Raw genomic sequence first — 24,610 nt, forward strand, 5'->3', positions numbered from 1 at the left:
TGAATTTAATGCTGAAAGAATGCAAGAATGGGGAGCGGTTTGCAGGAACTGTTCTAGTAAATGAGTGGAAAGAGGTTCCCTTTCGCCAAAAGTCTGGCGCTTTTCTCACGTTAACTTGCCAAGACCGTTCGGGTATTTTGCAGGGAAAGATGTGGGAATATCCCCCTCAGGTCCTTGGTTGGCTAAAAGAAGGCCATGATATCTTTAATATCCGAGGGGTAGCCTCTGAATATCGAGGTACTCTTGATTTATCCATCGAAGAGATTCAGCTGATTCCCAAGGAAGAGATTGATTTAACCACCTTGCTGCCAAGTTCACCTGTTTCCGAGAAGGAGCTAGAAAGCCGTTTGCAAACTCTCCAGACTAAAATTCATAGTCCATTTCTCCAGATGCTCCTAAACCATTTTTTGGAACATCCTCAATGGGGCCAAGCCTATCGGCAAGCCCCTGCAGCGGTGAAAATCCATCAAGCTTATCTGCGGGGCCTTTGGGAGCATAGTGTGAGAGTTGCGGAATTAGCGGAGGGGATTGCGGGACATTTTCCAAGTATTAATCAAGATTTAATTATTACGGGCGCACTTTTGCATGATGTCGGAAAAATCGGGGAGTATTCCTATGAGCGGGGCATTAAATTTACGACAGAAGGAAGGCTCCTAGGCCATATTATTCTGGGCTTGGAGCTTATTTCCACGGAAATTTCCAAGATCCCGGAGTTTCCTCAAGAACTGCGTTCTAAAATTCTTCATATAGTGTCCAGTCATCATGGAAAATACGAATGGCAGTCGCCGAAGCGGCCCAAGATCATGGAAGCTTTAGTTATCCACTATGCCGATATTATGGATGCAGAACTTTACCAGTTTGAACAGGCCAGAAATGACCATCCTGGGGATGAATGGTCCCCGTATATCCCTAGTATGGAACGTTACCTCTATTTAAAATAATCAAGATTTTCTTGCTTGATATTCCCAGAAATGATTAGCTACCAGACGCAGGCAAAACGGATGATTTCCCCAGGCGGCAAAGTCATCAAGAGAAATCATTAAGGCATAAGCTTGACGACATATACGGAGCAGAGGGTAATCTTTGGCGATGTAAGCGAGAAGAGAAAGAATGGCCTCACAGCGCTCAGGATGGAATAAATTTTGAATGTAACGTCGGCTGTGTCTGGACAGGTTAAATCTTGCTAAATCGGCGGCTAAAGGTCTGATTTCATCAAGAGAAAAGGATATGACTTCAAATTGTGGCAAATCTGCCAAGACGTCCGCAGCTTGCAAAAAATGAATTAGATTTTCTTGGATTTCACGGGGCGGAAAAGAAAATATTCCTGGAGTTTCAGCGAGAATGCGAATACGCTGCAAATTGGATTTTAATAAGGTATTGCTGGTAAACAGACAAGGAAAGTAGATAGACAGATAATGGACCAGTGTTGATATTAATTCGTTGCCTTGACAAGCTTGTTGTTCCCAATAGGGTAAAAGCCTGCAAACTTCATCTGTCAGAGATTGCTCAGGGCAGTCAAAGATTTGATTTAAGAGTTGGTATTCAATGATCGTTCTCAGAGTTTTACAAGTCGGATTTGCAAGCAGAACTCGCCGGAATTCAGGGTGGACGGCAATAGAGGAAAGTTTATTTTCTGGGCGATTCATTAAATGAGCCTCCCTTGATAATCAAATATCTTAGAAGAAAAAAGATAACCTGCTAATGTAGTATATGTATTTAACCTGGTTCTATCCTTTCTAACCAACCATTCTATTTAGTGCCGCGCTCCCACTTCTACGAGCGGGAGTGGTTCCCATACCTTGCTTTGGCGGGGGTAGAATATATTCTTCAGCGCGATCGCATTTGTTATGGGTTCAGCTATAGCTGAACAGGTTCAGAATAGAGATGGACTTAAACTGAAAACGAGAGGTGGAAATGATGATAAACCAAAATTTTAGGGCAGACTTTGAAATTCACTTTCATGAAGTCAATCCTCAAGAAGAGGCTGCCCCTCTGACAATACTTCATTTTTTAGAGGACACAGCTATAGCCCATTCCCAAGCTGTAGGTTTTGGGGTGAGACAATTAAAAGAAGAAGGCTTGGCCTGGATTCTAAACCGCTGGCATCTTCAAATGGATCATTACCCTAAGTTAGGTGAAACAGTTGCTATTGAGACATGGCCTTCAAAGTTCGAACGATTTTATGCAACAAGGGAGTTTTTTATAAGAGATTCCAAACAAAGTGTTATTGGCAGAGCCTCCTCCCTATGGATATTTTACAATATCTTAACGAAACGTCCCTTAAGAGTGCGTCCGGAATTTCAAGAAGCTTACGGATTGAATTTAGCCAGAGCTATTGAAAATCCTTTTACTTCTCTTGAGAGCTCACTCGACGGCAATGGGAAAGAGGTTGCTTTTTCAGTTCGCAGGAGTGATATTGATACCAATGGACATGTCAATAACGCCAATTATCTCCAATGGATTCTGGAGGCTGTTCCTGATCATATTTATCAAGATTGTTATCTTTCTTCATTAGAAATACAGTATAAGAAAGAAACGACCTATGGATCAAAGATACGATCATGTTGTAAATGCGATCCTGCAGGACCATTAAACTATCTAGGCAATCACATCATACTTGGAGAGGAATCGGGTCTGGAACTTGCTTTGGCTAAAACGGTCTGGGAATCTAAGCCTAAATAAGATTGAAACGAAAGATTATCTGATATAATTGCTTCTAGTTATAATAACATATAAATTTGTAAAATGTGTCACTCTGTTAAATCTAACATTAGAGTTTAAAATTAAATTTAAACATTTATAATTAGCATTTTTAAAAGTGGACTAAGTAATCTATCGTTACATGCCAATTTTTATTGAATTGAGATTAGATAATATGAACAATGGTGCAATGTTATTTATTTTGCGCATAATTGTATGATTTTCAAGAACTCTTTTATAGGGATAATACACTTTAATATAGAATAGAGTTCTAAGATAGTTAGAATAGGAATTACTGATTTTAATCGACGTCAAGTTTCCTTTGAGAAGAGTGATCAAATAATGCTAAGGGATAAAGTTATTGAACTCGAACAAAAGGTTGCCGACCTCGAGGCAGCTTTAGAGAAAGCACATAACGACAACAAAATCTGGGATAGGATTTTTACCGAAAGCTATTGGGGCATGATGATATGCGATGCTGTAAGCTTAGAACTTCTAAAAATAAATCCTGGTTATGGGCAAATGCATGGCTATGAATCAACGGAGCTGATTGGCAGAACGGTCTATGATCTTCTCGTCCCGGAATGTCGAAAAGATGTGCCCGATATCTTGGCAAGAATCCATGACAATGGACATAGCGCTTATAAAACTGTTCATCTTAAAAAAGATGGGAGTCGGTTTCCAGTCCATACGGACAGCTTTGAATTTTTGTTCGAGGGGAGACGTTTGATCTCCGTTTCTGTTTGTAACATTTCGGAGTTCGAACGGGCACAGGAAAAATTGGCTTTGTATCGGGAACATTTGGAGAAACTTGTTAAATCACGTACCAATGATCTTGAGCGGGCTAATGAGCAACTGCAAATTGAGATGATTCGCAAAGAAACCGCTGAAAAGGAATTAGCTAAAGCGGATCAAGTTCTGGTAAACACCTTAAATAGTATTAGTGATGGTTTTATAGCCGTAAATCACCAATGGGTCATAACTTACGCCAATAAGGCGATTATACGGGCGCTTGAAAAACGCAGCCTTGATGGGAGGCTCGTAGGTTCCGTTTTTGGGACTGCTCAATGGCAAAACAATAGAATGCTGCGGGACTCCTGCCAGAAGGTCATGGAAGAGGGACAATTAAAACGCTTCGAACTATATTCAGACTTAATAGGACATTGGCTTGAATTCAGTATTTACCCAACAGACAACGGTATATCTATTTTTATTCGGACGATTGATGAACGAAAAAAACTGCAAAAAGTTGTAGAAGAAGAACATCTTCGCCTTCACACACTTTTTAATGCTTTTCCAGGTTTGATTTATGTTATTGAAGAAAGTTATAAAATACGTTTTGCCAATTACAAGTTTAAAGAGCAATTTGGTGAGTGTGAAGGGCAACTCTGTTATAGCGTCGTTGCGGGTTTAAATTATCCCTGCAGTAAATGTGAAATACCATCAATAGAGAATGATACTGCTCAGACTGGAAATGGATGTATATATAATCACAGATTATATGATGTTTTTACCCAACCATATACGGATGTTGACGGAACGAAGTTATATTTTAAAGTGCTCATTGACATAACGGATCGTAAAAATGCTGATCGGGAATATTTCCGTTTGGAAAGATTGAATCTAGTAGGCGAAATGGCTGCTGGGATTGCTCATGAAGTTAGGAACCCTTTAACTACTGTAAGAGGATTTTTGCAGTTGCTTTCTTCCAAGGACAGTGTCCAGCAATATAGTGATTATTTTAAAATTATGATCGAAGAATTGGATCGAGCAAATCTAATTATTACGGACTTTTTAAGCCTGGCAAGGGAAAAAACTGTCGATTTTACTAGCGTGAATTTAGGGAAAATCGCGAAATCATTAATGCCTCTCTTAGGGGCAGATGCCCTTAACCAAGACAAAGATATTAACTTGGAATTAGAACCGGTCCCTGATATCAAAGGAGATGAAAATGAACTTCGCCAACTTCTTTTGAACTTGGCCAGAAATGGGTTCGAAGCTATGCAAAGCGGCGGGGTTCTTACGGTCAAGACCTTTGAATTCGGAAATTATGTAGTTCTTCAAGTTGCTGATCAAGGTGGAGGTATTGATCCACTGGTGCTTGAAAGAATCGGAACTCCGTTTCTAACGACAAAGGAACGCGGAACTGGGCTTGGTTTAGCAATATGCCAAAATATTGCGCTAAAACATGATGCTGTTATGGAATTTGATACGGATACCTCGGGAACAAGGGTAAGTGTTAAATTTCCGCTCAAGAGTTTGTTCTCTTCTGTTAAGTAGCTATTCAAAAAAGATTTAATCATGTTTTTAATAAGAATTAAGAAAGAGGCTTGACAAGGCTCAAATGCTTTAATAAATTAAAGGAAGAAAGTAATTAGAGGAGGACATACCATACCATGTCAAGCGATGAGCGTTTGCAAAATCCTTTAACGGACGCCTTGTTCGAGGCAATTTTGCTTCTGCGAACTAAAGAAGAGTGTTATCGTTTTTTTGAAGATATTGCAACTATCGCTGAAATTAAGGCTCTAGCGCAGCGTTTGGAAGTGGCAAAGATGTTAAAGCGAAATGAGACGTATACTGCTATTGAAAAAGTAACTGGAGTGAGTACTGCTACAATCAGTCGCGTCAAGCGCTGCCTGAATTTTGGCGCAGATGGCTATCAATTAATTTTAAGCCGTCTACAAGAACAGAATGACTAAAATTAGGACTTTGTTTTTGAACTATAGTAAAGCAAAACAAAAATCAAAAGGGTCAAATAGTTTTAGACCTAGCAGCTTAGCGAAGGAGAATTATAAGAATGCTTAGAACAAATTTGGGACAACGAATCCCTGAAGGTATGCGTGATTTACTGCCCGAGGAAATTGCTTTACAAGAGAACTTGGAACGTGAGGTTCTTGTTCTTTTTCAGCAGTGGTCTTACCAAAAAGTTTTATCCCCTACGTTGGAATTTACGGCTTGTGTTCAACCTGATGTTGAACAAGTTGATTCACTCTATAAGTTCTTTGATCGTGATGGACGAATATTAGCGTTACGTCCCGAATTGACGACTCCTATTGCCCGCCTTGTCAGTACGCGTATGCGAGGAGCAAATTTACCGCTTCGTTTGTGTTATGGTGCTGATGTTTTTCGCAATTCTTCTGTTCGGTATCGTGAGTTTCGCCAGGTGGGGGTTGAACTAATAGGTGCTGACCAGGAATTAGCGGATGCGGAAGTAATCGCCCTTGCTGTTGAAGCCATAGCCTGCCTCGGCCTCAAAAATTTTCAATTTAACCTTGGGCATATGGGGATTTTTTCGGGTCTTTTGCTGGAAGCTGGAGTAGAGGAAGGATTTCGGCAAAAATTAGAAGAGGCACTGGCCAGGAAAGATATGGTTGGCGTAGAACGGTTAGTGCAACAAAGCGGTTTGCCTGAACGAGTTCAGGAACTGCTGCTGCGGTTACCTCATTTTCATGGGGGCGAAGAAATTCTGGACGAAGTTCTGGATTGGAGTTCCCTGCCAACTATTCGTGAAGCTGTCGAGAGTTTACGACGCATTTATCGTTATTTGAATTATTTTGGAGTTCAAGAGTATGTCTCTCTCGATTTAGGCATATTAAGAGGTTTTTCTTACTACACTGGGGCGGTTTTTGAAGGCTATGTCGCCGGGATTGGTTTCCCTGTACTTGAGGGAGGACGGTATGATTCCTTATATGCCGATTTTGGAGTTCCTCAACCTGCTACAGGGTTTGCTATTCACTTAGGCAGTATGTTAGAACTTTTTCCCTTGCCGTCAATCGCAGGAGTAGATATTTTAGTCTACGGCTCTGATCCCCAAGAAATAATTCGGCTATCTCGAGCCTTGAGGCTGCAGGGCAAGAAGGTTGAAATGGTCCTGGAAACTATAGACAGGGATGCCGCTGAGACTATGGCCAGACTAAAGAGTATTTCGGAAGTTAGGTTAGCCGGTGAGGAGGTTCCAGAGAATGAATAAAATTGCAGTTCTTACAGGGGGAGGAGATTGCCCGGGGCTTAATGCGGTAATCCGCGCTGTTGTGAGGAGCGCGAACCAATATGGCCTTGAAGTTCTAGGAATTAAGGATGGCTTTCATGGAGCTGTGGAAGGGGATTTTATACCTTTGTCCTTGGCAGATGTTTCTGGGATTCTGCCCCGGGGCGGTACGATTCTTGGAACAACTAACCGGGATAACCCCTTTCAATACATAACAAAAGTTAATGGGGTAGACCAGCCTCTTGATCGTTCCGAGGATGTCCTGGAAAATTTAAAGGAAGCCGGAGTTGATGCTTTATTAGCCATTGGTGGGGATGGAAGCTTGAACATCTCCTTAAAATTTGCGGATAAAGGTTTTCCGGTTATTGGGATTCCCAAAACTATTGACAATGACCTCATGGCTACAGATCAGACCTTTGGCTTTCAAACGGCCGTGGAAACGGCGCAGGAAGCCTTAGATCGTTTGCATACTACCGCCGAATCCCATCATAGGGTAATGATTCTGGAAGTTATGGGACGGTATGCCGGTTGGATTGCCCTTTATGCAGGTGTGGCAGGAGGTGCCGACGTTATATTAATTCCCGAAATTCCCTATAATCTCAGCAGGATTGCCTACTCTGTTCAGCAACGGGCAAAACAAGGAAAAAAATTCAGCATTATTGTTGTGGCTGAGGGGGCAAAGCCTTCAGGCGGCGAGATGGTGGTAGAACGGTTATTTTCGGACCGGTCAGATCCTGTCAAATTGGGAGGGATTGGCAGCAAATTGGGTGACGACTTGGAAAAACATTTCGGTTTGGAAACCCGAGTAACAGTGCTTGGGCATCTTCAGCGCGGAGGCTCCCCTAACTCTTACGATAGAGTGTTAGCTTCCCGCTATGGTGTGGCAGCTGTAGATGCTGTACTTGAAGGTAAATTTGGAATAATGGTTGCCCTTCAGGGAAGAGAGATCGTCCAAGTTCCTCTTCACCAAGCTGTTGACCAATTAAAACTTGTGCCGCTAAATGATCCGTTATTAATCACAGCACGTGCTATGGGAATTGAAATGGGGGACTAAGATCTCCAAAATTCACAAAAGTATGAGGTGAGGCATTTGGTTGTCTTGTCTCATACTTATTTTCATAGTATTACCCTGTACACCTTACGTAGGGAGCAGACCGCCGGCATCTTAAAAGGTTATGCGAAATTTCCTAAAAAGTGTTGCCAGAGATGATGATGGTTGGTATAATACTACTATATTTTATCACTTTAACAAACTAAAGCGCTAAAGAAATGTGGCTGAAGAAAGGGGAAACTCAGTGGACAACGATTTTTTAACCATTGCCTTGCCTAAAGGGAAGTTGCTTATCGACTCTATTCAACGATTGAGTCGTATTGGGATAGAATGCCAACATGTTAATGAAGATTCAAGAAAGCTTTTCTATGATCTTCCGCAGAGTAAAGTGAAGATCATTATTTGTCGAGCAACAGATATACCGACTTATGTTGAATATGGAGCTGCTGATTTGGGGATTGTTGGTAAGGATACTCTCTTAGAAGAAAATAAAGATGTCATAGAATTGCTGGATTTAAAATTTGGGTATTGCCGTTTTGTTGTTGCCATGCCGGAGGGGAGTGTTCCACCGAAACATTCCAATGGGGAATACGATTTAAGCGGCCTGAATCATCAACGAGTGGCAACGAAGTTCCCGAGAGTGGCGGAAACGTTTTTCAGTGAGTTAGGAATGCAGGTTAATCCCATCAAACTTCATGGCAACATTGAACTTGCACCGTGTGTAGGCTTGGCAGAAATGATTGTCGATATTGTATCGACCGGGAAAACATTGCGTGAAAACCATTTGCTTGAGGTCGCTCCCATCCTTGAGGCAACCTCTCGTTTAATCGCTAATCGAGTGGCTTATCGGATGAAATACGAAAGAATTAAAGATATTACAGGAAAACTGCGCAATGATATGAATGAAGAAGTTTTGGACGTTCAGTCACTATAGCGTGAAGGTGAGGCAATAAGACATTGGATTTTGAATTTGTAATATTGTTCGATGATTATGAGGAGGGAGCAGGACATGAAAGTTGAGAACTTAAAGGATATTGATTTAAAACGTCTCACACGAAAATCTTATGGAGATGATAAGGCCCTTGAACAACGTGTTGCCGAGATTTTAGAGCGCGTTCGTGAAAAGGGGGATGAGGCACTCTATGAGATGACGGAGAAATTTGATCGCGTCAATTTGCGTCAAAAGGGGTTAAAGGTTACCGAAGAGGAACTTCAAGGAGCTTATCGAGAAGTCGGTGACGATTTTATCCAGGCTTTGCGCAGGGCAAAGGGGAACATCCTGGGCTACCATGAGAAACAGAAGCGAGTTTCCTGGCTGGACCCGGAATCCGATGGGAGTATTTTAGGACAGCTCCTGCTTCCTCTCCAGCGAGTTGGGATTTATGTGCCGGGCGGCACAGCCTCGTATCCATCGTCTGTCTTGATGAATGCGTTGCCGGCGGTCGTTGCGGGTGTTAAAGAAATTGTAATGGTCAGTCCGCCTCGTCCGGATGGTTCGCTGTTACCCGAGGTATTAGTGGCAGCCGCTGAGGCCGGAGTGACTGAAATATATAAAGTCGGGGGGGCTCAAGGAATCGCTGCTCTGGCCTACGGCACAGAGAGCATTTCACGGGTTGATAAAATTACCGGACCGGGTAATATTTATGTAACATTAGCTAAAAAACAGGTCTTTGGCTGTGTGGATATTGATATGCTGGCGGGACCCAGTGAAATACTGATTTTAGCTGATGAAAGCGGGAATGCAGAAGAGCTGGCTGCCGACCTGTTGTCCCAGGCCGAGCATGACCGTCTTGCTTCCGCAATTTTAGTATCGCCTTCACGTAATCTTCTTGAAGAGACTGTGAAAGAGGTAGAGAGACAGCTGGATGAATTACCGCGCAGAGAGATCGCCCGTGCATCCTGGGAAACCTATGGTGCGGCCATATTGGTTAATGATCTGAGTGAAGGTATGGCTTTAGCGAACGAAATTGCTCCTGAGCATTTTGAACTGGTGGTCAAAGATCCTTACTCTTGGTTAGGACGGGTCAAAAATGTCGGGGCCGTCTTTTTAGGCAGGTATTCCCCGGAACCGGTAGGAGATTATTTTGCTGGGCCTAATCATGTATTACCCACCGGCGGAACGGCCAGATTTTATTCTCCCCTCAATGTCGATACCTTCATGAAAAAGGTAAGTGTTATCGGCTACTCGGAAGAAGCTCTTAAACGAGATGCTCAACAGATAGCTCTGCTTGCCCGCCGTGAGGGATTGGAAGCCCATGCCAGAGCTGTTGAAGTTCGAGTTAAGGAAGGAGAACAATTCAATGGGAATGATGATAAATGAAATCGAGGAACTTTTGCGTCCGGAAGTGAGGAAGCTTGTTCCTTATAAAGCGAATCATATGCCCCAGTGTATTACTCTTGATGCCAATGAGAACCCTTTTCCCTGGCCGGAGGGGATGCGGGAAAAATTATTTGCGGCTAACATACCTTTTAACCGTTATCCCGACGGAATGGCAGAAGATCTGAAACAGGCTATCGCTGAGTATGTCCAGCTATCTCCCGAGGGAATCCTGGTTGGCAATGGTTCTGACGAATTAATCCAGCTCCTCCTTCTGACCTTCGGAGGGGGCGGGAAATCATTAGTCATTCATCCGCCGACCTTCAGCATGTATCAAATCGCTGCTCGTTTGACAAGTACAGCGGTTTTGGAAGTTCCTCTGCTTGAGGGCCTCTATTTAGATGTGGAGAAAATGTTACAAGCGGCTCAGTCTCCCGATGTTCATGTGCTGATTATTTGTAATCCGAACAATCCGACAGGTTCTTTGTTTCCACGCCAGGACATACTGAGGCTTGTCAAGGAAAGCGGCAAAATTGTGGTGGTTGATGAAGCTTACGCTGAGTTTTCAGGGGAAACTTTGATTCCGGAACTGGCAAATTTCCCGAACTTAGTAATTTTGAGGACCTTCTCCAAGGCTTTTGGCATGGCTGGCCTTCGGTTAGGTTACTTGCTCGGTCAACCCGGAACAATAGACCTAGTAAATCGCGTCCGGGCACCCTTTAACGTAAACTCTCTCAGCCAGAAAGCTGGGATTCTTGCTTTACAATACCTGACAGAATATCAAAAGCAGATTCAGAGCATTAAGTCGGAAACACAAAAACTCTATCAAGGATTATCGGCAGTTCCCGGGGTTAAGGTATATCCGACAAAGGCTAATTTTATCCTTTTTAAACCGGAGGATGCTGACCGTTGGACTCGGGAACTTTTACAGAGGGGTTTTCTTGTGCGCAATATGGGGGAACTTCCGGTCCTTGGCAGGTGTTTGCGCATCAGTGCCGGTTTGCCTGAAGAAAATGTGGAATTGTTAAAGGCCATTGCAGAAATTAAACGTCTCTAAGTTGCAGGGTAAGAGGCTTGAGAAATAAAATAACAGTTGTTAATAAAATTATAGGTCATGTTTAACCTGGAACTTCGAGAGGAGAACATTATGAGGGAAGCGTATATTGAACGAAAAACAAAAGAAACTGAGATTCGCGTCCGTTTGAACCTGGATGGGGCGGGAGAGTCTCAGATAGAGACAGGGATAGGTTTCTTTGATCATATGCTCACAGCCTTCGCCAGATTTGCTTATTTTGATCTTGGACTGAAAGCCGTTGGAGATTTGGAAGTGGATGCCCACCACACTATCGAAGATTGCGGAATCGTACTGGGGCAGGCTTTAAAAGAAGCCAGCGGCAGCAAGGCGGGGATTGAACGGATTGGTGAGACACTTCTTCCCATGGACGAGGCTTTGGTTCAGGTTGCTCTTGATCTCTCCAACAGGCCTTACTTAGTATGGGATATAAGGGCTTCTGAAGGAACAGTCGGCCAGTTTCCCTTTGAAATGGCAGAGGAGTTTTTTAGGGCCTTCGCTGTACATAGTGGCTTAACGCTGCATATCCGGCAAATTTCCGGAAAAAATCTTCATCATATCCTTGAAGCAGTATTTAAAGGTGTAGGGAGAGCCCTAGGTTTGGCTTTACGTGAAAATCCACGCTTTAGTGGGATTCTTTCAACAAAAGGGGTTCTCTAGAGAGACCCAAATTGTGTTCCAGGAGGTTTGAAATGATAGGGATTGTGGATTATGGACGGGGAAACTTGAGAAGTGTGGAAAAGGCGTTGGAAAAAGTAAGCTTTGAAGCCATGATCATGACTGCCCCGCAAGATTTGCAGAACGTTGATGGTGTTATCCTGCCGGGAGTAGGAGCCTTTGCCGATGCTATGAATGCATTGAAGCGCGGGGAGTGGATCGAGCCGATCATCGAGTTTGCCCGTTCCGGCCGCCCGTTCTTGGGAATTTGTCTTGGGATGCAGGTGCTTTTTGAGGTTGGGGAAGAACATGGCGAACACGCTGGTTTAGGGCTCTTGTCTGGACGGGTGATAAAATTTCCGACGGGAAGAAAAGTCCCTCATATGGGCTGGAACAGTGTGAGTTTGCTTCAACCTTCACGTTTAGTAGAAGGAATTCCGAATGAATCGTTCTTTTATTTTGTCCATTCCTATTATGCTCTGCCCGAGAATTCAAAGGATATTCTTGGTACAAGCGATTACGGAGTTGTCTTTCCGGCTATTGTAGGCAAAGATAATGTTTGGGGAGCCCAGTTCCACCCGGAAAAGTCCAGCCCCTGGGGGCTTCAGCTGCTATCTAATTTTGGAAGGTTGGTGAACGAGTATGCTGCTCTTTCCGGCAATTGATCTCAAAGAGGGAAAAGCTGTGCGCTTATTGCAGGGACGTATGGAAGATTCCACAGTTTACGCTGATGACCCTGTAGGGGTGGCTAAGAATTTCGAAGGTCAAGGCGCTTCCCACTTGCATGTCGTTGATTTAAACGGGGCATTTAGCGGCAAACCGGTCAATGATGAAGTGATTCGGAAGATTGTCGGGAGTGTTTCCCTGAAGGTACAAGTTGGTGGCGGCATACGTACGATGGAACGAATTACCGAACTTTTAGAGTTAGGAGTTGAACGGGTAATTTTAGGGACTATTGCTGTTAAAGATCCGGAACTGGTTGCTGAGGCTGCCCGCCGCTATGGTGAACGCATCATTGTAGGAATTGATGCCTTAAGGGGACGAGTTGCCGTACAGGGTTGGGCCGAAGCCACAGAGATGTACGCTGTTGAGTTGGCACAAGCCATGAAGGATGTAGGGGTTAAACACATTGTTTTTACAGATATTGCCCGGGATGGAATGCTTAGCGGGCCCAACATTGAAAGCACGGTTCGTTTGGCTCAAGAAACAGGCATTAACATTATTGCTTCAGGGGGGATTTCAACCTTAGAGGATGTACGGCGTCTACAGGCCGAACACTTAAGAGGAGTTCCTATTGAGGGGGCAATAACGGGAAAGGCTCTCTATAGCGGTGCTTTTTCTTTGAAAGAAGCTTTAGACGCAGCAACTTGTAAGCCGCAGATAAAAATTACTGAGAGCAGGGGGGAATAAAATGTTAAGCAAACGAATTATTCCCTGTTTAGATGTTCATGACGGACGTGTTGTTAAAGGAACTAATTTTGTGCAATTAAGGGATGCCGGTGATCCGGTGGAGCTTGCCGCTCTCTATGATCAAGAAGGAGCAGATGAGCTGGTTTTTCTGGATATTACGGCTTCCTCTGACAAAAGAGAGACTATGGTGGACGTTGTCCGGAGAACGGCTGAACAAGTTTTTATTCCTTTTACCATCGGAGGCGGGCTGCGGACTATTGAGGATATACGCAAGATGCTGCGGGCCGGAGCGGATAAAGTATCCTTGAATACCTCCGCTGTTCAGAATCCCAGATTAATCGAAGAGGGCGCCTATGCTTTTGGGAGCCAGTGTATTGTTGTTGCTATTGATGCCCGCAGCACGGTTCCGGGAAAATGGGAAGTTTACATTCACGGGGGAAGAACACCAACAGGCAAGGACGTTTTAGAGTGGGCCGAGGAAGCCGAGAAACTTGGCGCCGGGGAAATCCTTTTAACTTCCATGGACCGGGATGGAACAAAGGCCGGTTATGAGTTAGACTTGACAAGAGCCGTCAGCAGAGCAGTTTCTCTTCCTGTAATTGCCAGCGGCGGTGTGGGAACTCTGGAACATTTGGCTGAGGGGCTTACTTTGGGAGAGGCTGATGCTGTCTTAGCGGCTTCTATTTTTCATTACAAAGAATACAGCATAAACGAGGCAAAAAGGTATTTGGCGGAACGGGGAATTTTAGTGAGGGGACTTGTGTGACGTGTCGCAGGCGTGTCACAGCGTGTCACAGGCGTGTCACAGGGACGGTCCTTTTAACACACTTTTTACACATAGGGTCCGTCACAAGCGTGCAAGCGTGTCAGAAGGACCGTCCCCCTGACACGACCTAAAATTGGAAGGTAGAGATGTGAAATGGAAGAAAATCAAACGGAACTTTTCGATTTGTCAGGAATCCGTTGGGATGCTCAAGGGCTTGTGCCTGCGATCGCTCAAGATGTGGAGACAAAAGAAGTTCTTATGCTTGCCTATATGAATGAGGAATCCTTGAGAAGGACGTTGAAGGACAGAAAGGCTTGTTATTATAGCAGGAGCAGGCAAGCTCTCTGGTTGAAAGGGGAAACTTCGGGGCATTTTCAAGAAGTCGTGGATATTAAATTCGATTGTGATCAAGATGCTCTGCTTTTGACGGTAAGACAGACAGGGATGGCGTGTCATGAGAATTATTTTTCCTGCTTTCACTATGATTTGGAAAAGGGTGGCTTTAAGAAGGTTGGGGAACCTGAAGTAAAACCCGATGTGCCTTTGGGAAGAACCTTGCAATTATTGACAGAGGTAATTCATTCGCGAAATCTTGAACGGCCGGAAGGTGCGTATACCACATACCTCTTCGAAAAAGGGATTGATAAAATTCTAAAAAAAGTCGGGGAAGAATGTGCTGAGGTAATTATTGCGGCTAAGAATGCGAGCCCGGATGAGATTCGCTATGAGGTTTCAGATTTGTTCTATCATGTTTTGGTAATGCTGGAAGAGCGCGGGGTTAGTGTTGAAGAGATCAGCAAGGAGCTTTACAAGAGACGAAAGTGAACTCGTTCTAAAGATAAAGCGGACTACAACAATGAAAGATTATTTAGGGATTGGGATTTAGAGAATAATGTAGTATTATATAGTAAAATGAAAGCGCAAAAGAACTCGCAAATCATGCAAAGAAAATTGACCTAATACTTGAAGAAAAAGTGTAGGTGGCTGTTGTGTTTAAGATTACAGAAGACTGTGTCGAAAATAAGAAATTTGTTGAGTATTTTAGTTCTGATGCAAAAAAAGGGACGGAAGAATTTGAGCAATTGATCAAACAATTTGAAGCGGGACCGCAGTTTAAATTTCGCATGCGAGATGTCGATGAGGTAGTTTATTTTATTGGGTATTCCGATGATAATACCAAAAAAAGTGGCTTTGATCCTTTTGATATGTATGGAGAATACTATGGTTGCTTTGATATTCAGTATCTTAATGAGAAGGGCGAATATGAACGATTGTAGTTGTTGAGTTTAAAAGAAGTTTATTTAAAAGTAAGGAAAATAGGGCTAGAGGCAATGCTTCTGGCCTTATTCTTATAATATTGTTTATCCAATTGTATGACTCCCACTTCTGCAAGTGAGTGGTTCCCTTATTTACTTTAGTCAACTTTGCTGGAGCAATAAGATATGTTATTAGATAAGGAGTTGAAAATATGGAAGAATTTGAGTTGGAAAAGCTGGCAAAAAAGCTGCCATTAGCAGCGGGAATTAATGGAAAAGAGGAATATTTTAATTCTGCTGTTTTGGTATTATTAATATTAGTAAATGGTCAGTACCATTTTGTCTTCGAGAAGAGAGCGGCTTCGATTAGACAGGCCGGCGAGATTTGTTTTCCTGGGGGTAAATTTGATGCAGAGAGGGATAAAAACTTCCGGGAAACGGCAATTCGAGAAACCGAAGAAGAACTGGGTATTACTGCTGACCAGATCAAAGTTATTGGGCCTTTGGATACCGTGATTTCCACGACTGGAACAAGTGTGGACGCATTTTTAGGAATTCTTGATGTAGAGGGCATAGAGGACTTAAGGATAAATTTCTCTGAAGTTGAGCGGATTTTTACAGTTCCTGTTTCTTATTTTGAAAATAACGAACCTGAGGTGTATCAAGTAGTCCTTGAAGTTCATCCTTCTCACTTTAATCAAGCGGGTGAAGAAGTGGTAACATTTCCTGCCAAGGAACTTGGTCTTCCGGAGCGCTACCATAAGCCGTGGGGAAATGTAAAAAGCAATATTTTTGTCTATAAGGTAGGTGACGTTGCTATTTGGGGAATTACCGCTCGGCTGATCCGGGATGTTGTGAGAAAGATTAGAGGAATTTGAGCTCGCAAGAAGGTAAAAATACTTCACTAAAGCAGGAATGGCATATTATTTAGAGAATTCAAAATATTAGTTTCGTAAAGTCTATGATGATTCTTAACTATAGCTGACAATAAGATTTTAGGAGGTGTTTGCAGAATGGAGGATTTATCAGATTTCCCCGTTCGTATAACGATACCGATTGCTTGGAGTGAGATGGATGCTTATGGGCATATCAATAATGTCTATTATTTAAGATATTTTGAAACAGCCCGAATTCAGTATTTGCAAGAAATCGGCTTAATGGATATGAAAGTTGAGACAGACGTTGGTCCTATCCTAGCTCAGACAACATGTAAGTACCTGAAACCATTGCAATATCCTGATCAAATCATTGTTGGAGCTAAGACAACATCAATGAGTAAGTCAAGTTTTGTCATGGAATACCTGATTGTCAGCGAAAAAATTGGAGTTGCCGCTTCCGGTGAAGGGGTTATTGTCATGTATGATTATAATGCATCAAAGAAGGCAGAAATACCTCCCATAATCAGAAAACGGATTGCGGAATTGGAAAAAAAGGACTTCTGAAGTGAACTCATTCAGCTAAAGCTGAACACCGGGGATTGTCCAGTGGACATTATTGCCGAGCCGCCTTTCCCAATAGGAATACTTAGCGCCGAAGGAAGACTCTACCCTATCTGAAGTTAACGAAGGCCCCCCCCACTTATAGAAGTGGGGGGGCTTAAAACAACATCACTGGAAGTCCTTTATATCGTTGGGAACCTTATGAAGGATTGAAAATGGATTGGAGATAAGATATGCCGCAATTAATAACTACGAGATTGAATGATTTTAAATTAAGATTTGCTGAAATAGATGATGTGCTACTGATTTTGAGTTTTATTAGACAACTGGCGGAGTACGAAAAAATGCTCTCATCAGTAGCGGCAACGGAGGAAGACTTAAAGGAATCATTGTTCCAACGCAAGATGGCTGAGGTGATTATTGGGGAATACAAAAATCAGCCGGTAGGTTTTGCTTTATTTTTTCATAACTTTTCTACGTTTCTGGGGAAGCCTGGAATATATTTAGAGGATCTATACGTTAAGCCGGAAATGCGCGGCAAGGGATTGGGAAAGATAATTCTTTCCTTCCTTGCCCAATTAGCTGTTGAGCGTCGATGCGGACGTTTAGAATGGTGGTGTCTGGACTGGAATAAGCCTTCAATAGAGTTCTATAAGCAGCTAGGGGCGGTTCCAATGGATGAATGGACTGTCTACAGAGTTTGTGATGAAGCACTGGACAAATTGGCAGAAAACTTTTCAGAGTCAAAATCAAGAGTTGATGAATGACTCGAGAATTAAATGGTTCATTTATGACCAAAAATAGAATAGACAAAGCACTAATTAAGGGAAGGTGAAGCAATTATGAAATTTAAAGATTATAAATACCATCGCCCTGACCTTGAGGTTATTAGACCTAAGTTCTCGTCTTTGTTGGAGAAGTTTAAACAAGCAGCGAGTTTAAATGAGCAAGATGCAGTGATGGGTGAAATTAACACGTTACGCAGTGAATTTGAGTCAATGTCGCAGTTAGCCTCAATTCGACATACCATTGATACGACGGATACATATTATGAAAAGGAACAAGAGTATTTCGATGAAACGATGCCGGTCTACGAAGGGCTAATCTCAGAATTTTATCAGGCTTTGGTGAACTCTTCCTTCCGCAGTTCATTACAAGATAAGTGGGGGAAACAACTATTTACCATTGCTGAGTTGACGTTGAGGACGTTTAAACCGGAAATTATTGAGGAATTACAGATTGAGAATAGATTAGTCACTGAGTACACAAAGCTGATTGCCTCAGCGAGCATCATGTTTGAGGGTGAAGAGCGTAACTTACCCGGTCTTGGTCCCTTCCAACAGTCGGAAGATCGGTCGATGAGAAAAAGGGCCAATGAAGCTCGCTATGCTTTTTTTGCCGAACATGAAGAAACATTAGATAGAATTTATGATGAGCTGGTTAAAATCAGGACTACGATTGCCCGAAAACTTGGCTATGAGAATTATATTGAGCTTGGCTATGCCCGAATGTTACGCTCAGATTACAACCCGGAAATGGTGGCTAATTTCCGACGACAAGTTACTGAGGAAATTGTTCCCGCTGCAACAAAGCTTCGGGAAAGGCAGCGGAAGCGACTTGGTTTAGATGTTCTTATGTATTATGACGAAAAGATTAATTTTTCCAAGGGAAACGCTAAACCGCAGGGTGACCCGGAATGGATTCTGGACAATGGACGAAAAATGTATAAGGAACTGTCTTCGGAAACGGATGAATTCTTTACGTTTATGATTGATCATGAGCTTATGGATTTGGTAAGCAAAAAGGGTAAAGCCGGAGGCGGTTACTGCACATTTATTAGTGAATACCGCTCTCCCTTTATTTTTTCCAATTTCAATGGAACCTCTGGAGATGTTGACGTTTTAACCCATGAGGCAGGTCACGCCTTTCAAGTTTATTGCAGCCAAAATTTTTCCTTACCTGAATATCAGTGGCCAACCTATGAATCGTGTGAAATCCATTCTATGAGCATGGAGTTTTTTGCCTGGCCATGGATGGAGTCGTTCTTTAAAGAAACGGCAGACAAATACCGATTTACTCATTTGAGTGAGGCACTCCTTTTTATCCCTTATGGAGTAACTGTAGATGAATTTCAGCATTTTATTTATTCCAAACCTGAAGCGACAATACAAGAGAGAAAAAGTGCCTGGCGGCAAATCGAAAAGAAATATCTCCCCCATCGCAATTATGAAGGCAATGAATACTTAGAACAAGGCGGATACTGGCATCAGCAAAGTCATATATTTAGTGCTCCTTTTTATTATATCGATTATACCTTAGCTCAAATATGCGCTTTCCAGTTCTGGAAAAAATCCAGGGAAAACAGGGAATCTGCTTGGCAAGATTACTTGAAATTATGTCGCTTGGGCGGCAGTCAATCCTTTTTAAGTTTAGTCAAAGAAGCAGATTTAGTGTCACCTTTTGCAAACGGATGTGTCGAAGGTGTTATCCAAGCCATTGAAACATGGCTTGATAACGTTGATGATAGCCAGTTATAAGAGTCTCGTCCATGGATTTAAAGAAAAATTTTTAATTGGAGGCTTTGGGCTTGATTACAGAAGTTTATCCCGGGATTTACAAAAATGAAATCCCCTTACCCAAAAATCCCTTAAGGGCTATAAATAGTTATATTCTGCTTTCGGATACAAGAAATCTAGTTATAGATACGGGTTTTAACACCTTAGAATGTCAGACTGCCTTGTTGGAAGGCCTCAATGAATTGGAGGTTGACCTGAGCAAGACCGATCTATTCATTACTCATATGCATACTGATCACTCAGGTTTAGCGCCTGTTCTGAAGAAACTTGGGGTAAATACTATATATTTCAGTAAGGTTGACGGAGATCTTTTTAATCAAACTTCCAAACGTGATGCTTTCTTTCAGACCCTTAACAAAATATTCGGCTTTAAAACTGATGTCGCTTCTGCGTTTGGTAAAGAGTTTGGCAAAAGACTTACTGAGACTCTGGAATTTACGCCGTTAGCTGAAGGAGATAAATTAGATATAGGAGATTATTGTTTAGAAGTCGTGGATATTCCTGGACACACTCCGGGACAGATTGGCTTATACGAACGAAAGCACAGGCTGTTTTTTTGCGGAGATCATGTTCTCGATGAGATTACCCCAAACATCACCTTCTGGGGATTTGAACAGGATATTTTAGCAACATATTTGAGAAGCCTCAATAAGGTTATCGAGTATGATATCGATTATCTATTTACAGCTCATCGTAAAATTATAAGAGACCACCGTTCAAGGATTAAAGAACTTATTGCTCACCACGATGAAAGGCTCGGAGAAATTCTCGATATTCTCTGTGAAGGGAGAAAGACAACCGGCGAAGTGGCTGCTTCGATGCACTGGGATTTAAGTTATAAAAAATGGGAGGACTTTCCCCATCCACAAAAATGGTTTGCTTCAGGGGAAGCATTGTCACATTTAGAGCATCTGGTGCATACTGGGAAGGTCGAACGTATCGAGGTGGATGAAGCCTTTTTTTATCAGCTTAAATAACTAAGTAGAGTCTTACACGGAAAGAAATCATTCATAAAGAGTTAATGTAGGGAATGGTAAAAAAGGGGGCTGTGTGAAAACACAGCCGAGAGAAACCGCTAGAAATCATTAGATTTCGGCGGTTTCTCCGCGTATTCGGAAGAAAAATGGTATAATTATGACAAGGAAAGAACGAATGAGGCAGGTGTTTTCTCCTTGTCAAAACCGGGTAAAAAAGTACATAACCAAGTTGTTTTTAAAGAGTATAATCAGAATCAACTGAGCTTACCAATAGATTTGGAATGTCTTATTCCTCCCAATCATATGGTCAGAGTGGTAAACTCTGCTATCGATCAAATGAATCTGGAACCTCTTTTAGCTAAATATCCGGGAGGTGGACGTTCGAGTTATCATCCCGTCATGATGACCAAACTGATCGTTTATGCCTATGCTGATAAAACGTTTTCTAGCCGCCGCATAGAAAAGGCAGCCCGCGAAAACATCATGTATATGTGGTTGTGCGGAGGAAATAGTCCGGATTTTAAAACCATCAACAGCTTTCGGGGCGAACGTATGAAAGATGTGTTGGTTGAGATTTTTAGTGAGGCTGTTGAACTTTTACATAAACAAGGCTATATCAAGCTGGAAAATTATTTCTTAGACGGGACAAAAATAGAAGCCAATGCTAATAAGTACAGCTGGGTCTGGGGAAAATCAACCAAGCGCTACAAAGAAAAGCTGCGGGAAAAGTGCCGAGAACTCTTTGAATTTGCGGAGCTAACCAATCAGAAAGAAAATGAGGAGTATGGGGACCGGAACCTGGAAGAACTAGGAGAAGAAAAACCGATTGACTCCCAGGCTATAGAAGAAGCGGTTAAAAAGATCGATGAACGATTGGCCCAAAACCCAAAGGAAAAGAAATTCATTAAAGTTAAACGAGTCTTACTGAAAGATTACTTACCTCGTATGAAGAACTACGAAAAACAAGAGGAACTGCTGGCAGAGCGCAACAGTTATTCGAAAACGGATACAGACGCCACCTTCATGCGAATGAAAGAAGATGCTATGAAGAACGGGCAATTAAAGCCGGGTTACAATGTCCAAATAGGAACAGAAAATCAATTTGTCGTAGGATATAGTATCCATCAATCAGCAGGCGATACCAATTGCATGAAAGAACATCTGGAAGAATTGAAGAAAAACTTAGGGGGGAAACTCCCTGCCAACATTGTTGCCGATGCGGGATATGGCAGTGAAGAGAATTACGAATATCTGACTCAAAAGAACCTTGGGAACTATGTAAAATATAATACCTTTCATAAGGAAGCAACGGCCAAGTGGAAATCCGATCCGACGCTGGTTCAGAATTGGCTCTATGATAAGGAGAAGGATGAATACACGTGCGGGTTTGGGAGGGTTCTAAGGTTCAAGCACATAAAAACTCAGAAAAGCAAAAGGGGCTATCAAAGTACAATCCGAGTCTATCAAAGTGATGATTGTCAAGATTGTCCCTACCGCAAACGTTGTATTAAGCAAAGTAATAATGCGAATTTTAAGAAGCAGATCAACATTAACCCTAAAGGCAATGAACTAAAAGCAGAGGCAAGGGCTAATCTGACCAGCGAATATGGGATAAAAATGCGTAGCTTAAGACCTATAGAGGTGGAAAGTGTCTTTGGAGATATCAAAGGCAATTTTGGTGTGCGACGATTTATCCTAAAGGGATTGGAAAAGGTCAAGCTGGAGTGGGGATTACATTGTATTGCCCATAACATGAGAAAACTGACTGTCGTCTTAGGATAGACGGTCAGTCAGTTTAGCCTTCCCCATTCGAAACCTATTGAGGGGCTGTGAGAAACAAAGTTTCAACACAGCCCCTTTTTTATGTAGATCAATCTTCTGAAAATCGTTTTATTATATAAAAATATGACTAAATCCTATTTTGAGAGGAAGGAGTCCCTGTAGATTTGGCGAATTCTGATAAATGCTGTAGCAAGAAAGGTAAAAATCAGCTATGAAAACGTCTTCATTTGGCAAGTATGAAAGAATCATTAATAAAGGGACTATGAATATCATTGTTTTTGCTTGTGTTATTATTGTTATCGCGATACTGGCTACAGGCATATCCAGCTATATTATCGTAAAAAATGCCATGATCGAGAAACTGCAGAAACAAGATCTAGTCTATATTTTAAAGTCTATTTCGGCTCAAATTGATGATAGAATCGATAGGGCGAAGGAAACGTCCTTAATTCTTGCCGATAATCCCGAAATAATACAATGGTTTCAAGAGGGTGAGACGGACGAAAACTTTAAAAAATTGTTTATAAAACAGATGACTGATGTTGCTAAAACCTTGAATTATACTGTTTTTTTCACAAATCGAAGGACAGGTCATTACTGGACAAATTCTAATTTGCTTACCGATACCATGAGTAAGGATAATATTTCGGATCGCTGGTTTTATGATACTCTGGCTTCAGACCGAAAAATTACCCTAAACATAGATCATAACGTAGTACTTAATCAAACGAATTTGTGGATTAATACCCTGATGGGTGATCCTCATGATCCAGCGGGAGTTGCTGGGGTAGGGGTGGACTTGCAAGATATCTCCAAAGAATTTGGCAATTATAAAATAGGAAATGGGAGTAATCTGTGGCTTATTGATACGACGGGAAAAATAAGTATCTCGGATGACGTTGAGCAAAGCGGAGGACGTCTCTCGGAATATCTACCTGCGGGGATATTTACTGATATTCTAAAAAATGCTTCCAATGGAGAGTCCATGAAGATTGTTAGCTATGTCGGTCAAAATGGACGAAAGGATTTGGTTTACCAAAAGTTAAAATCATGTAATTGGATCCTGGTCTTTCAAATTAACCGATCAGAGACCTTAGGACTGCTTAATTCCATTATGGTCAATACCTTAGTGAGTGTTGTCATAGTCCTTATTTTCTTGATTCTCGTTTTTTATACGGTTTCTTCTAAAATCGCTAATCCGTATAAGAAAACACTTCAACTAAATCTTGAATTAGAAAATGAAATCGAAGAAAGAACTACTGAACTACGTGAACAAAATTCAAAGATGACAGAGAGTATCTATTATGCCAAAACAATTCAAGAATCAATTTTGCCTTCTTCGGAAGTTCTGCAAAGGATTCTAGGCAGTCACTTTGTTCTCTGGCGACCGAGGGATCTAGTCGGTGGTGATTTCTATTGGCTTAGAGAGACAAAGATTGGCTGGATTTTGGTAGTAGGTGATTGTACAGGACACGGCGTACCGGGTGCTTTAATGACAATGGCAGTTAACTCGATACTTAGTAATATCGTTTCTAAAAACGAAGTAATAAGCCCGACTGACATGATCAAGGATCTTAATCATCAATTAAAAGATGCTCTTAACAAGGAAAAAGGTGATTATGCAACAGATGATGGCCTTGATGCTGCTATTTTGAGTTATGAAAACAGTGGAAGACTATTGTTTGCGGGAGCTAAAATGAATATGTATGTAGCTTCCTCCGGGCAGATGACAGTTTATGAAGGTCATAGGAATGGGATTGGTTATATAAAATCAATCTTTAATGATGGAATTTCCGATACCATAGTAAGTCTTAGGCCTGGCGTCCGAGTATATTTGACAACAGACGGTTATGTTGATCAAAACGGAGGCCCTCATAATTATTCCTTTAGTAAACGCAGGTTCCGAACCAATCTTCTTAACACCTTGGATCTTCCAATAACGAAACAAGGCGAATGGCTGGAAAACGAACTCACTTCTTATCAAGGTCAGGAACCTCAGAGAGATGATATTACTGTTCTTGGTATAGAGTTTTAAATTATGATTACAGGAAGAGGGGAAAATGGGATGATTCACCTTCAACAGCTAAAAAGATCACTTGAAGAATACCGTGTTTTGATCTGCTTTTCAGGCCAATTCTCCCAGGGCATTGTAGAACAGCTCTGCGATTCTATCAAAGGACACTTGAGTGAAGGCCCAGGAACAAAGCAAAACCCCATGAGAGTAATCTCAATTTTTGTCGAACAGGCTCAAAATATTATAAATTACAATCAAGTAAAAAAGAATCATAAATATTATGATCAATTTCTAGAATCTAGTATTGTGACCATAGGAAAAAACGGGGAAAATTTTTTTGTGACATCCGGTAACATTATTGATAACAATGACTTGCAGCCTCTCCTAAAAAAAATTGATTACCTCAATTCTCTTGAACCAGGAGATTTAAAGACTCTTTACAAAGAAGTTATGAAAAATGGAGGATTTGAAGAACTTGAACGAAGTGCAGGCTTAGGTCTAATCCATATGGCTCGCAAATCAAAATCACCTATTGAGTACGAAAGCTATCCGATTAATGAGGAATTATCCTATTTTCAAATCAATGTGAATAGTTAGGAGTTGGA

At 41.9% G+C, this 24,610-nt stretch carries 24 protein-coding genes; 23 read left to right on the plus strand and 1 reads right to left on the minus strand.

Going from position 1 to position 24,610, the window contains the following annotated elements; genetic code table 11:
* The first annotated feature begins 8 nt into the window (after nt 1-8).
* Nucleotides 9-941, plus strand: coding sequence for a 3'-5' exoribonuclease YhaM family protein (locus DEAC_RS12435; RefSeq protein WP_047810388.1), 933 nt, complete (start codon nt 9-11; stop codon nt 939-941).
* On the opposite strand, the gene DEAC_RS12440 is transcribed toward DEAC_RS12435, so the two are convergent.
* Nucleotides 942-1,646, minus strand: coding sequence for a hypothetical protein (locus tag DEAC_RS12440; protein ID WP_047810389.1), 705 nt, complete (start codon nt 1,644-1,646; stop codon nt 942-944).
* 271 nt (nt 1,647-1,917) lie between these two features.
* Between DEAC_RS12440 and DEAC_RS12445 the strand changes: the two genes are divergently transcribed.
* The 22 genes from DEAC_RS12445 to DEAC_RS12550 all read left to right on the plus strand — a co-directional run bounded on the left by DEAC_RS12445 (nt 1,918) and on the right by DEAC_RS12550 (nt 24,602).
* Nucleotides 1,918-2,682 (plus strand): acyl-[acyl-carrier-protein] thioesterase, encoded by a 765-nt coding sequence (locus tag DEAC_RS12445; RefSeq protein WP_053006422.1) that lies wholly within the window; start codon nt 1,918-1,920, stop codon nt 2,680-2,682.
* A 360-nt stretch (nt 2,683-3,042) separates the two neighbouring features.
* Nucleotides 3,043-4,980, plus strand: coding sequence for an ATP-binding protein (locus DEAC_RS12450; protein ID WP_047810391.1), 1,938 nt, complete (start codon nt 3,043-3,045; stop codon nt 4,978-4,980).
* Between the two features lie 116 nt (nt 4,981-5,096).
* Complete coding sequence (locus DEAC_RS12455) at nt 5,097-5,399, plus strand: YerC/YecD family TrpR-related protein (RefSeq protein ID WP_047810392.1); 303 nt, start codon at nt 5,097-5,099, stop codon at nt 5,397-5,399.
* Nucleotides 5,400-5,497: 98 nt separating this feature from the next.
* Nucleotides 5,498-6,670: an ATP phosphoribosyltransferase regulatory subunit gene (gene hisZ / locus DEAC_RS12460; protein WP_047810393.1), complete on the plus strand. Its 1,173-nt coding sequence runs from the start codon at nt 5,498-5,500 to the stop codon at nt 6,668-6,670.
* Complete coding sequence (locus DEAC_RS12465; RefSeq protein WP_047810394.1) at nt 6,663-7,742, plus strand: 6-phosphofructokinase; 1,080 nt, start codon at nt 6,663-6,665, stop codon at nt 7,740-7,742. The genes hisZ and DEAC_RS12465 overlap by 8 nt, the downstream gene beginning before the upstream one ends.
* 241 nt (nt 7,743-7,983) lie before the next feature.
* The gene (gene hisG, locus DEAC_RS12470) at nt 7,984-8,673 is read left to right on the plus strand and encodes an ATP phosphoribosyltransferase (protein WP_047810395.1); all 690 of its coding nucleotides are present in this window, start codon (nt 7,984-7,986) and stop codon (nt 8,671-8,673) included.
* A gap of 75 nt (nt 8,674-8,748) precedes the next feature.
* Nucleotides 8,749-10,059 (plus strand): histidinol dehydrogenase, encoded by a 1,311-nt coding sequence (gene hisD, locus DEAC_RS12475; RefSeq protein ID WP_047810396.1) that lies wholly within the window; start codon nt 8,749-8,751, stop codon nt 10,057-10,059.
* Nucleotides 10,049-11,113: a histidinol-phosphate transaminase gene (gene hisC, locus DEAC_RS12480; RefSeq protein ID WP_047810527.1), complete on the plus strand. Its 1,065-nt coding sequence runs from the start codon at nt 10,049-10,051 to the stop codon at nt 11,111-11,113. Before hisD ends, hisC begins: the two co-directional genes overlap by 11 nt.
* 90 nt (nt 11,114-11,203) lie before the next feature.
* Complete coding sequence (hisB, locus tag DEAC_RS12485) at nt 11,204-11,788, plus strand: imidazoleglycerol-phosphate dehydratase HisB (protein WP_047810397.1); 585 nt, start codon at nt 11,204-11,206, stop codon at nt 11,786-11,788.
* Between the two features lie 32 nt (nt 11,789-11,820).
* Nucleotides 11,821-12,450: an imidazole glycerol phosphate synthase subunit HisH gene (gene hisH, locus DEAC_RS12490; RefSeq protein WP_047810398.1), complete on the plus strand. Its 630-nt coding sequence runs from the start codon at nt 11,821-11,823 to the stop codon at nt 12,448-12,450.
* The gene (hisA, locus tag DEAC_RS12495) at nt 12,428-13,195 is read left to right on the plus strand and encodes a 1-(5-phosphoribosyl)-5-[(5-phosphoribosylamino)methylideneamino]imidazole-4-carboxamide isomerase (RefSeq protein WP_047810399.1); all 768 of its coding nucleotides are present in this window, start codon (nt 12,428-12,430) and stop codon (nt 13,193-13,195) included. Before hisH ends, hisA begins: the two co-directional genes overlap by 23 nt.
* 1 nt (nt 13,196) lies before the next feature.
* Nucleotides 13,197-13,961, plus strand: coding sequence for an imidazole glycerol phosphate synthase subunit HisF (hisF, locus tag DEAC_RS12500; RefSeq protein WP_047810400.1), 765 nt, complete (start codon nt 13,197-13,199; stop codon nt 13,959-13,961).
* Between the two features lie 153 nt (nt 13,962-14,114).
* On the plus strand, nt 14,115-14,786 hold the full coding sequence (gene hisIE, locus DEAC_RS12505) for a bifunctional phosphoribosyl-AMP cyclohydrolase/phosphoribosyl-ATP diphosphatase HisIE (protein ID WP_047810401.1): 672 nt from the start codon (nt 14,115-14,117) through the stop codon (nt 14,784-14,786).
* 164 nt (nt 14,787-14,950) lie between these two features.
* Complete coding sequence (locus DEAC_RS12510) at nt 14,951-15,238, plus strand: hypothetical protein (protein ID WP_047810402.1); 288 nt, start codon at nt 14,951-14,953, stop codon at nt 15,236-15,238.
* A gap of 191 nt (nt 15,239-15,429) precedes the next feature.
* Entirely contained in the window at nt 15,430-16,095 is a 666-nt protein-coding gene (locus tag DEAC_RS12515; protein WP_047810403.1) for an NUDIX hydrolase, read from the plus strand.
* Nucleotides 16,096-16,230: 135 nt separating this feature from the next.
* Nucleotides 16,231-16,659, plus strand: coding sequence for an acyl-CoA thioesterase (locus tag DEAC_RS12520; protein WP_047810404.1), 429 nt, complete (start codon nt 16,231-16,233; stop codon nt 16,657-16,659).
* A gap of 230 nt (nt 16,660-16,889) precedes the next feature.
* On the plus strand, nt 16,890-17,423 hold the full coding sequence (locus tag DEAC_RS12525) for a GNAT family N-acetyltransferase (protein ID WP_200903132.1): 534 nt from the start codon (nt 16,890-16,892) through the stop codon (nt 17,421-17,423).
* Between the two features lie 75 nt (nt 17,424-17,498).
* On the plus strand, nt 17,499-19,193 hold the full coding sequence (locus tag DEAC_RS12530; protein ID WP_047810405.1) for a M3 family oligoendopeptidase: 1,695 nt from the start codon (nt 17,499-17,501) through the stop codon (nt 19,191-19,193).
* A 50-nt stretch (nt 19,194-19,243) separates the two neighbouring features.
* The gene (locus DEAC_RS12535; RefSeq protein ID WP_047810406.1) at nt 19,244-20,209 is read left to right on the plus strand and encodes an MBL fold metallo-hydrolase; all 966 of its coding nucleotides are present in this window, start codon (nt 19,244-19,246) and stop codon (nt 20,207-20,209) included.
* 195 nt (nt 20,210-20,404) lie between these two features.
* Entirely contained in the window at nt 20,405-21,991 is a 1,587-nt protein-coding gene (locus DEAC_RS12540) for an IS1182 family transposase (RefSeq protein ID WP_047810407.1), read from the plus strand.
* A 211-nt stretch (nt 21,992-22,202) separates the two neighbouring features.
* Nucleotides 22,203-24,026 carry a SpoIIE family protein phosphatase gene (locus DEAC_RS12545; protein ID WP_047810408.1) on the plus strand — a complete coding sequence of 608 codons (1,824 nt, stop codon included), beginning with the start codon at nt 22,203-22,205 and terminating at the stop codon, nt 24,024-24,026.
* Nucleotides 24,027-24,029: 3 nt separating this feature from the next.
* Nucleotides 24,030-24,602: a SiaB family protein kinase gene (locus tag DEAC_RS12550; protein WP_053006423.1), complete on the plus strand. Its 573-nt coding sequence runs from the start codon at nt 24,030-24,032 to the stop codon at nt 24,600-24,602.
* Nucleotides 24,603-24,610 lie beyond the last annotated feature (8 nt).

This window comes from Desulfosporosinus acididurans (assembly GCF_001029285.1).
In the GTDB taxonomy this organism is placed as follows: domain Bacteria; phylum Bacillota; class Desulfitobacteriia; order Desulfitobacteriales; family Desulfitobacteriaceae; genus Desulfosporosinus; species Desulfosporosinus acididurans.

Excerpts from the sequence above, each read along its gene's own strand:
- DEAC_RS12435 (WP_047810388.1), top strand. The coding sequence starts at position 9 with ATGCTGAAAGAATGCAAGAATGGGGAGCGGTTTGCAGGAACTGTTCTA.
- DEAC_RS12440 (WP_047810389.1), bottom strand. The coding sequence starts at position 1,646 with ATGAATCGCCCAGAAAATAAACTTTCCTCTATTGCCGTCCACCCTGAA.
- DEAC_RS12445 (WP_053006422.1), top strand. The coding sequence starts at position 1,918 with ATGATAAACCAAAATTTTAGGGCAGACTTTGAAATTCACTTTCATGAA.
- DEAC_RS12450 (WP_047810391.1), top strand. The coding sequence starts at position 3,043 with ATGCTAAGGGATAAAGTTATTGAACTCGAACAAAAGGTTGCCGACCTC.
- DEAC_RS12455 (WP_047810392.1), top strand. The coding sequence starts at position 5,097 with ATGTCAAGCGATGAGCGTTTGCAAAATCCTTTAACGGACGCCTTGTTC.
- hisZ (WP_047810393.1), top strand. The coding sequence starts at position 5,498 with ATGCTTAGAACAAATTTGGGACAACGAATCCCTGAAGGTATGCGTGAT.
- DEAC_RS12465 (WP_047810394.1), top strand. The coding sequence starts at position 6,663 with ATGAATAAAATTGCAGTTCTTACAGGGGGAGGAGATTGCCCGGGGCTT.
- hisD (WP_047810396.1), top strand. The coding sequence starts at position 8,749 with ATGAAAGTTGAGAACTTAAAGGATATTGATTTAAAACGTCTCACACGA.
- hisC (WP_047810527.1), top strand. The coding sequence starts at position 10,049 with ATGATAAATGAAATCGAGGAACTTTTGCGTCCGGAAGTGAGGAAGCTT.
- hisB (WP_047810397.1), top strand. The coding sequence starts at position 11,204 with ATGAGGGAAGCGTATATTGAACGAAAAACAAAAGAAACTGAGATTCGC.
- hisH (WP_047810398.1), top strand. The coding sequence starts at position 11,821 with ATGATAGGGATTGTGGATTATGGACGGGGAAACTTGAGAAGTGTGGAA.
- hisA (WP_047810399.1), top strand. The coding sequence starts at position 12,428 with ATGCTGCTCTTTCCGGCAATTGATCTCAAAGAGGGAAAAGCTGTGCGC.
- hisF (WP_047810400.1), top strand. The coding sequence starts at position 13,197 with ATGTTAAGCAAACGAATTATTCCCTGTTTAGATGTTCATGACGGACGT.
- hisIE (WP_047810401.1), top strand. The coding sequence starts at position 14,115 with ATGGAAGAAAATCAAACGGAACTTTTCGATTTGTCAGGAATCCGTTGG.
- DEAC_RS12515 (WP_047810403.1), top strand. The coding sequence starts at position 15,430 with ATGGAAGAATTTGAGTTGGAAAAGCTGGCAAAAAAGCTGCCATTAGCA.
- DEAC_RS12520 (WP_047810404.1), top strand. The coding sequence starts at position 16,231 with ATGGAGGATTTATCAGATTTCCCCGTTCGTATAACGATACCGATTGCT.
- DEAC_RS12525 (WP_200903132.1), top strand. The coding sequence starts at position 16,890 with ATGCCGCAATTAATAACTACGAGATTGAATGATTTTAAATTAAGATTT.
- DEAC_RS12530 (WP_047810405.1), top strand. The coding sequence starts at position 17,499 with ATGAAATTTAAAGATTATAAATACCATCGCCCTGACCTTGAGGTTATT.
- DEAC_RS12545 (WP_047810408.1), top strand. The coding sequence starts at position 22,203 with ATGAAAACGTCTTCATTTGGCAAGTATGAAAGAATCATTAATAAAGGG.
- DEAC_RS12550 (WP_053006423.1), top strand. The coding sequence starts at position 24,030 with ATGATTACAGGAAGAGGGGAAAATGGGATGATTCACCTTCAACAGCTA.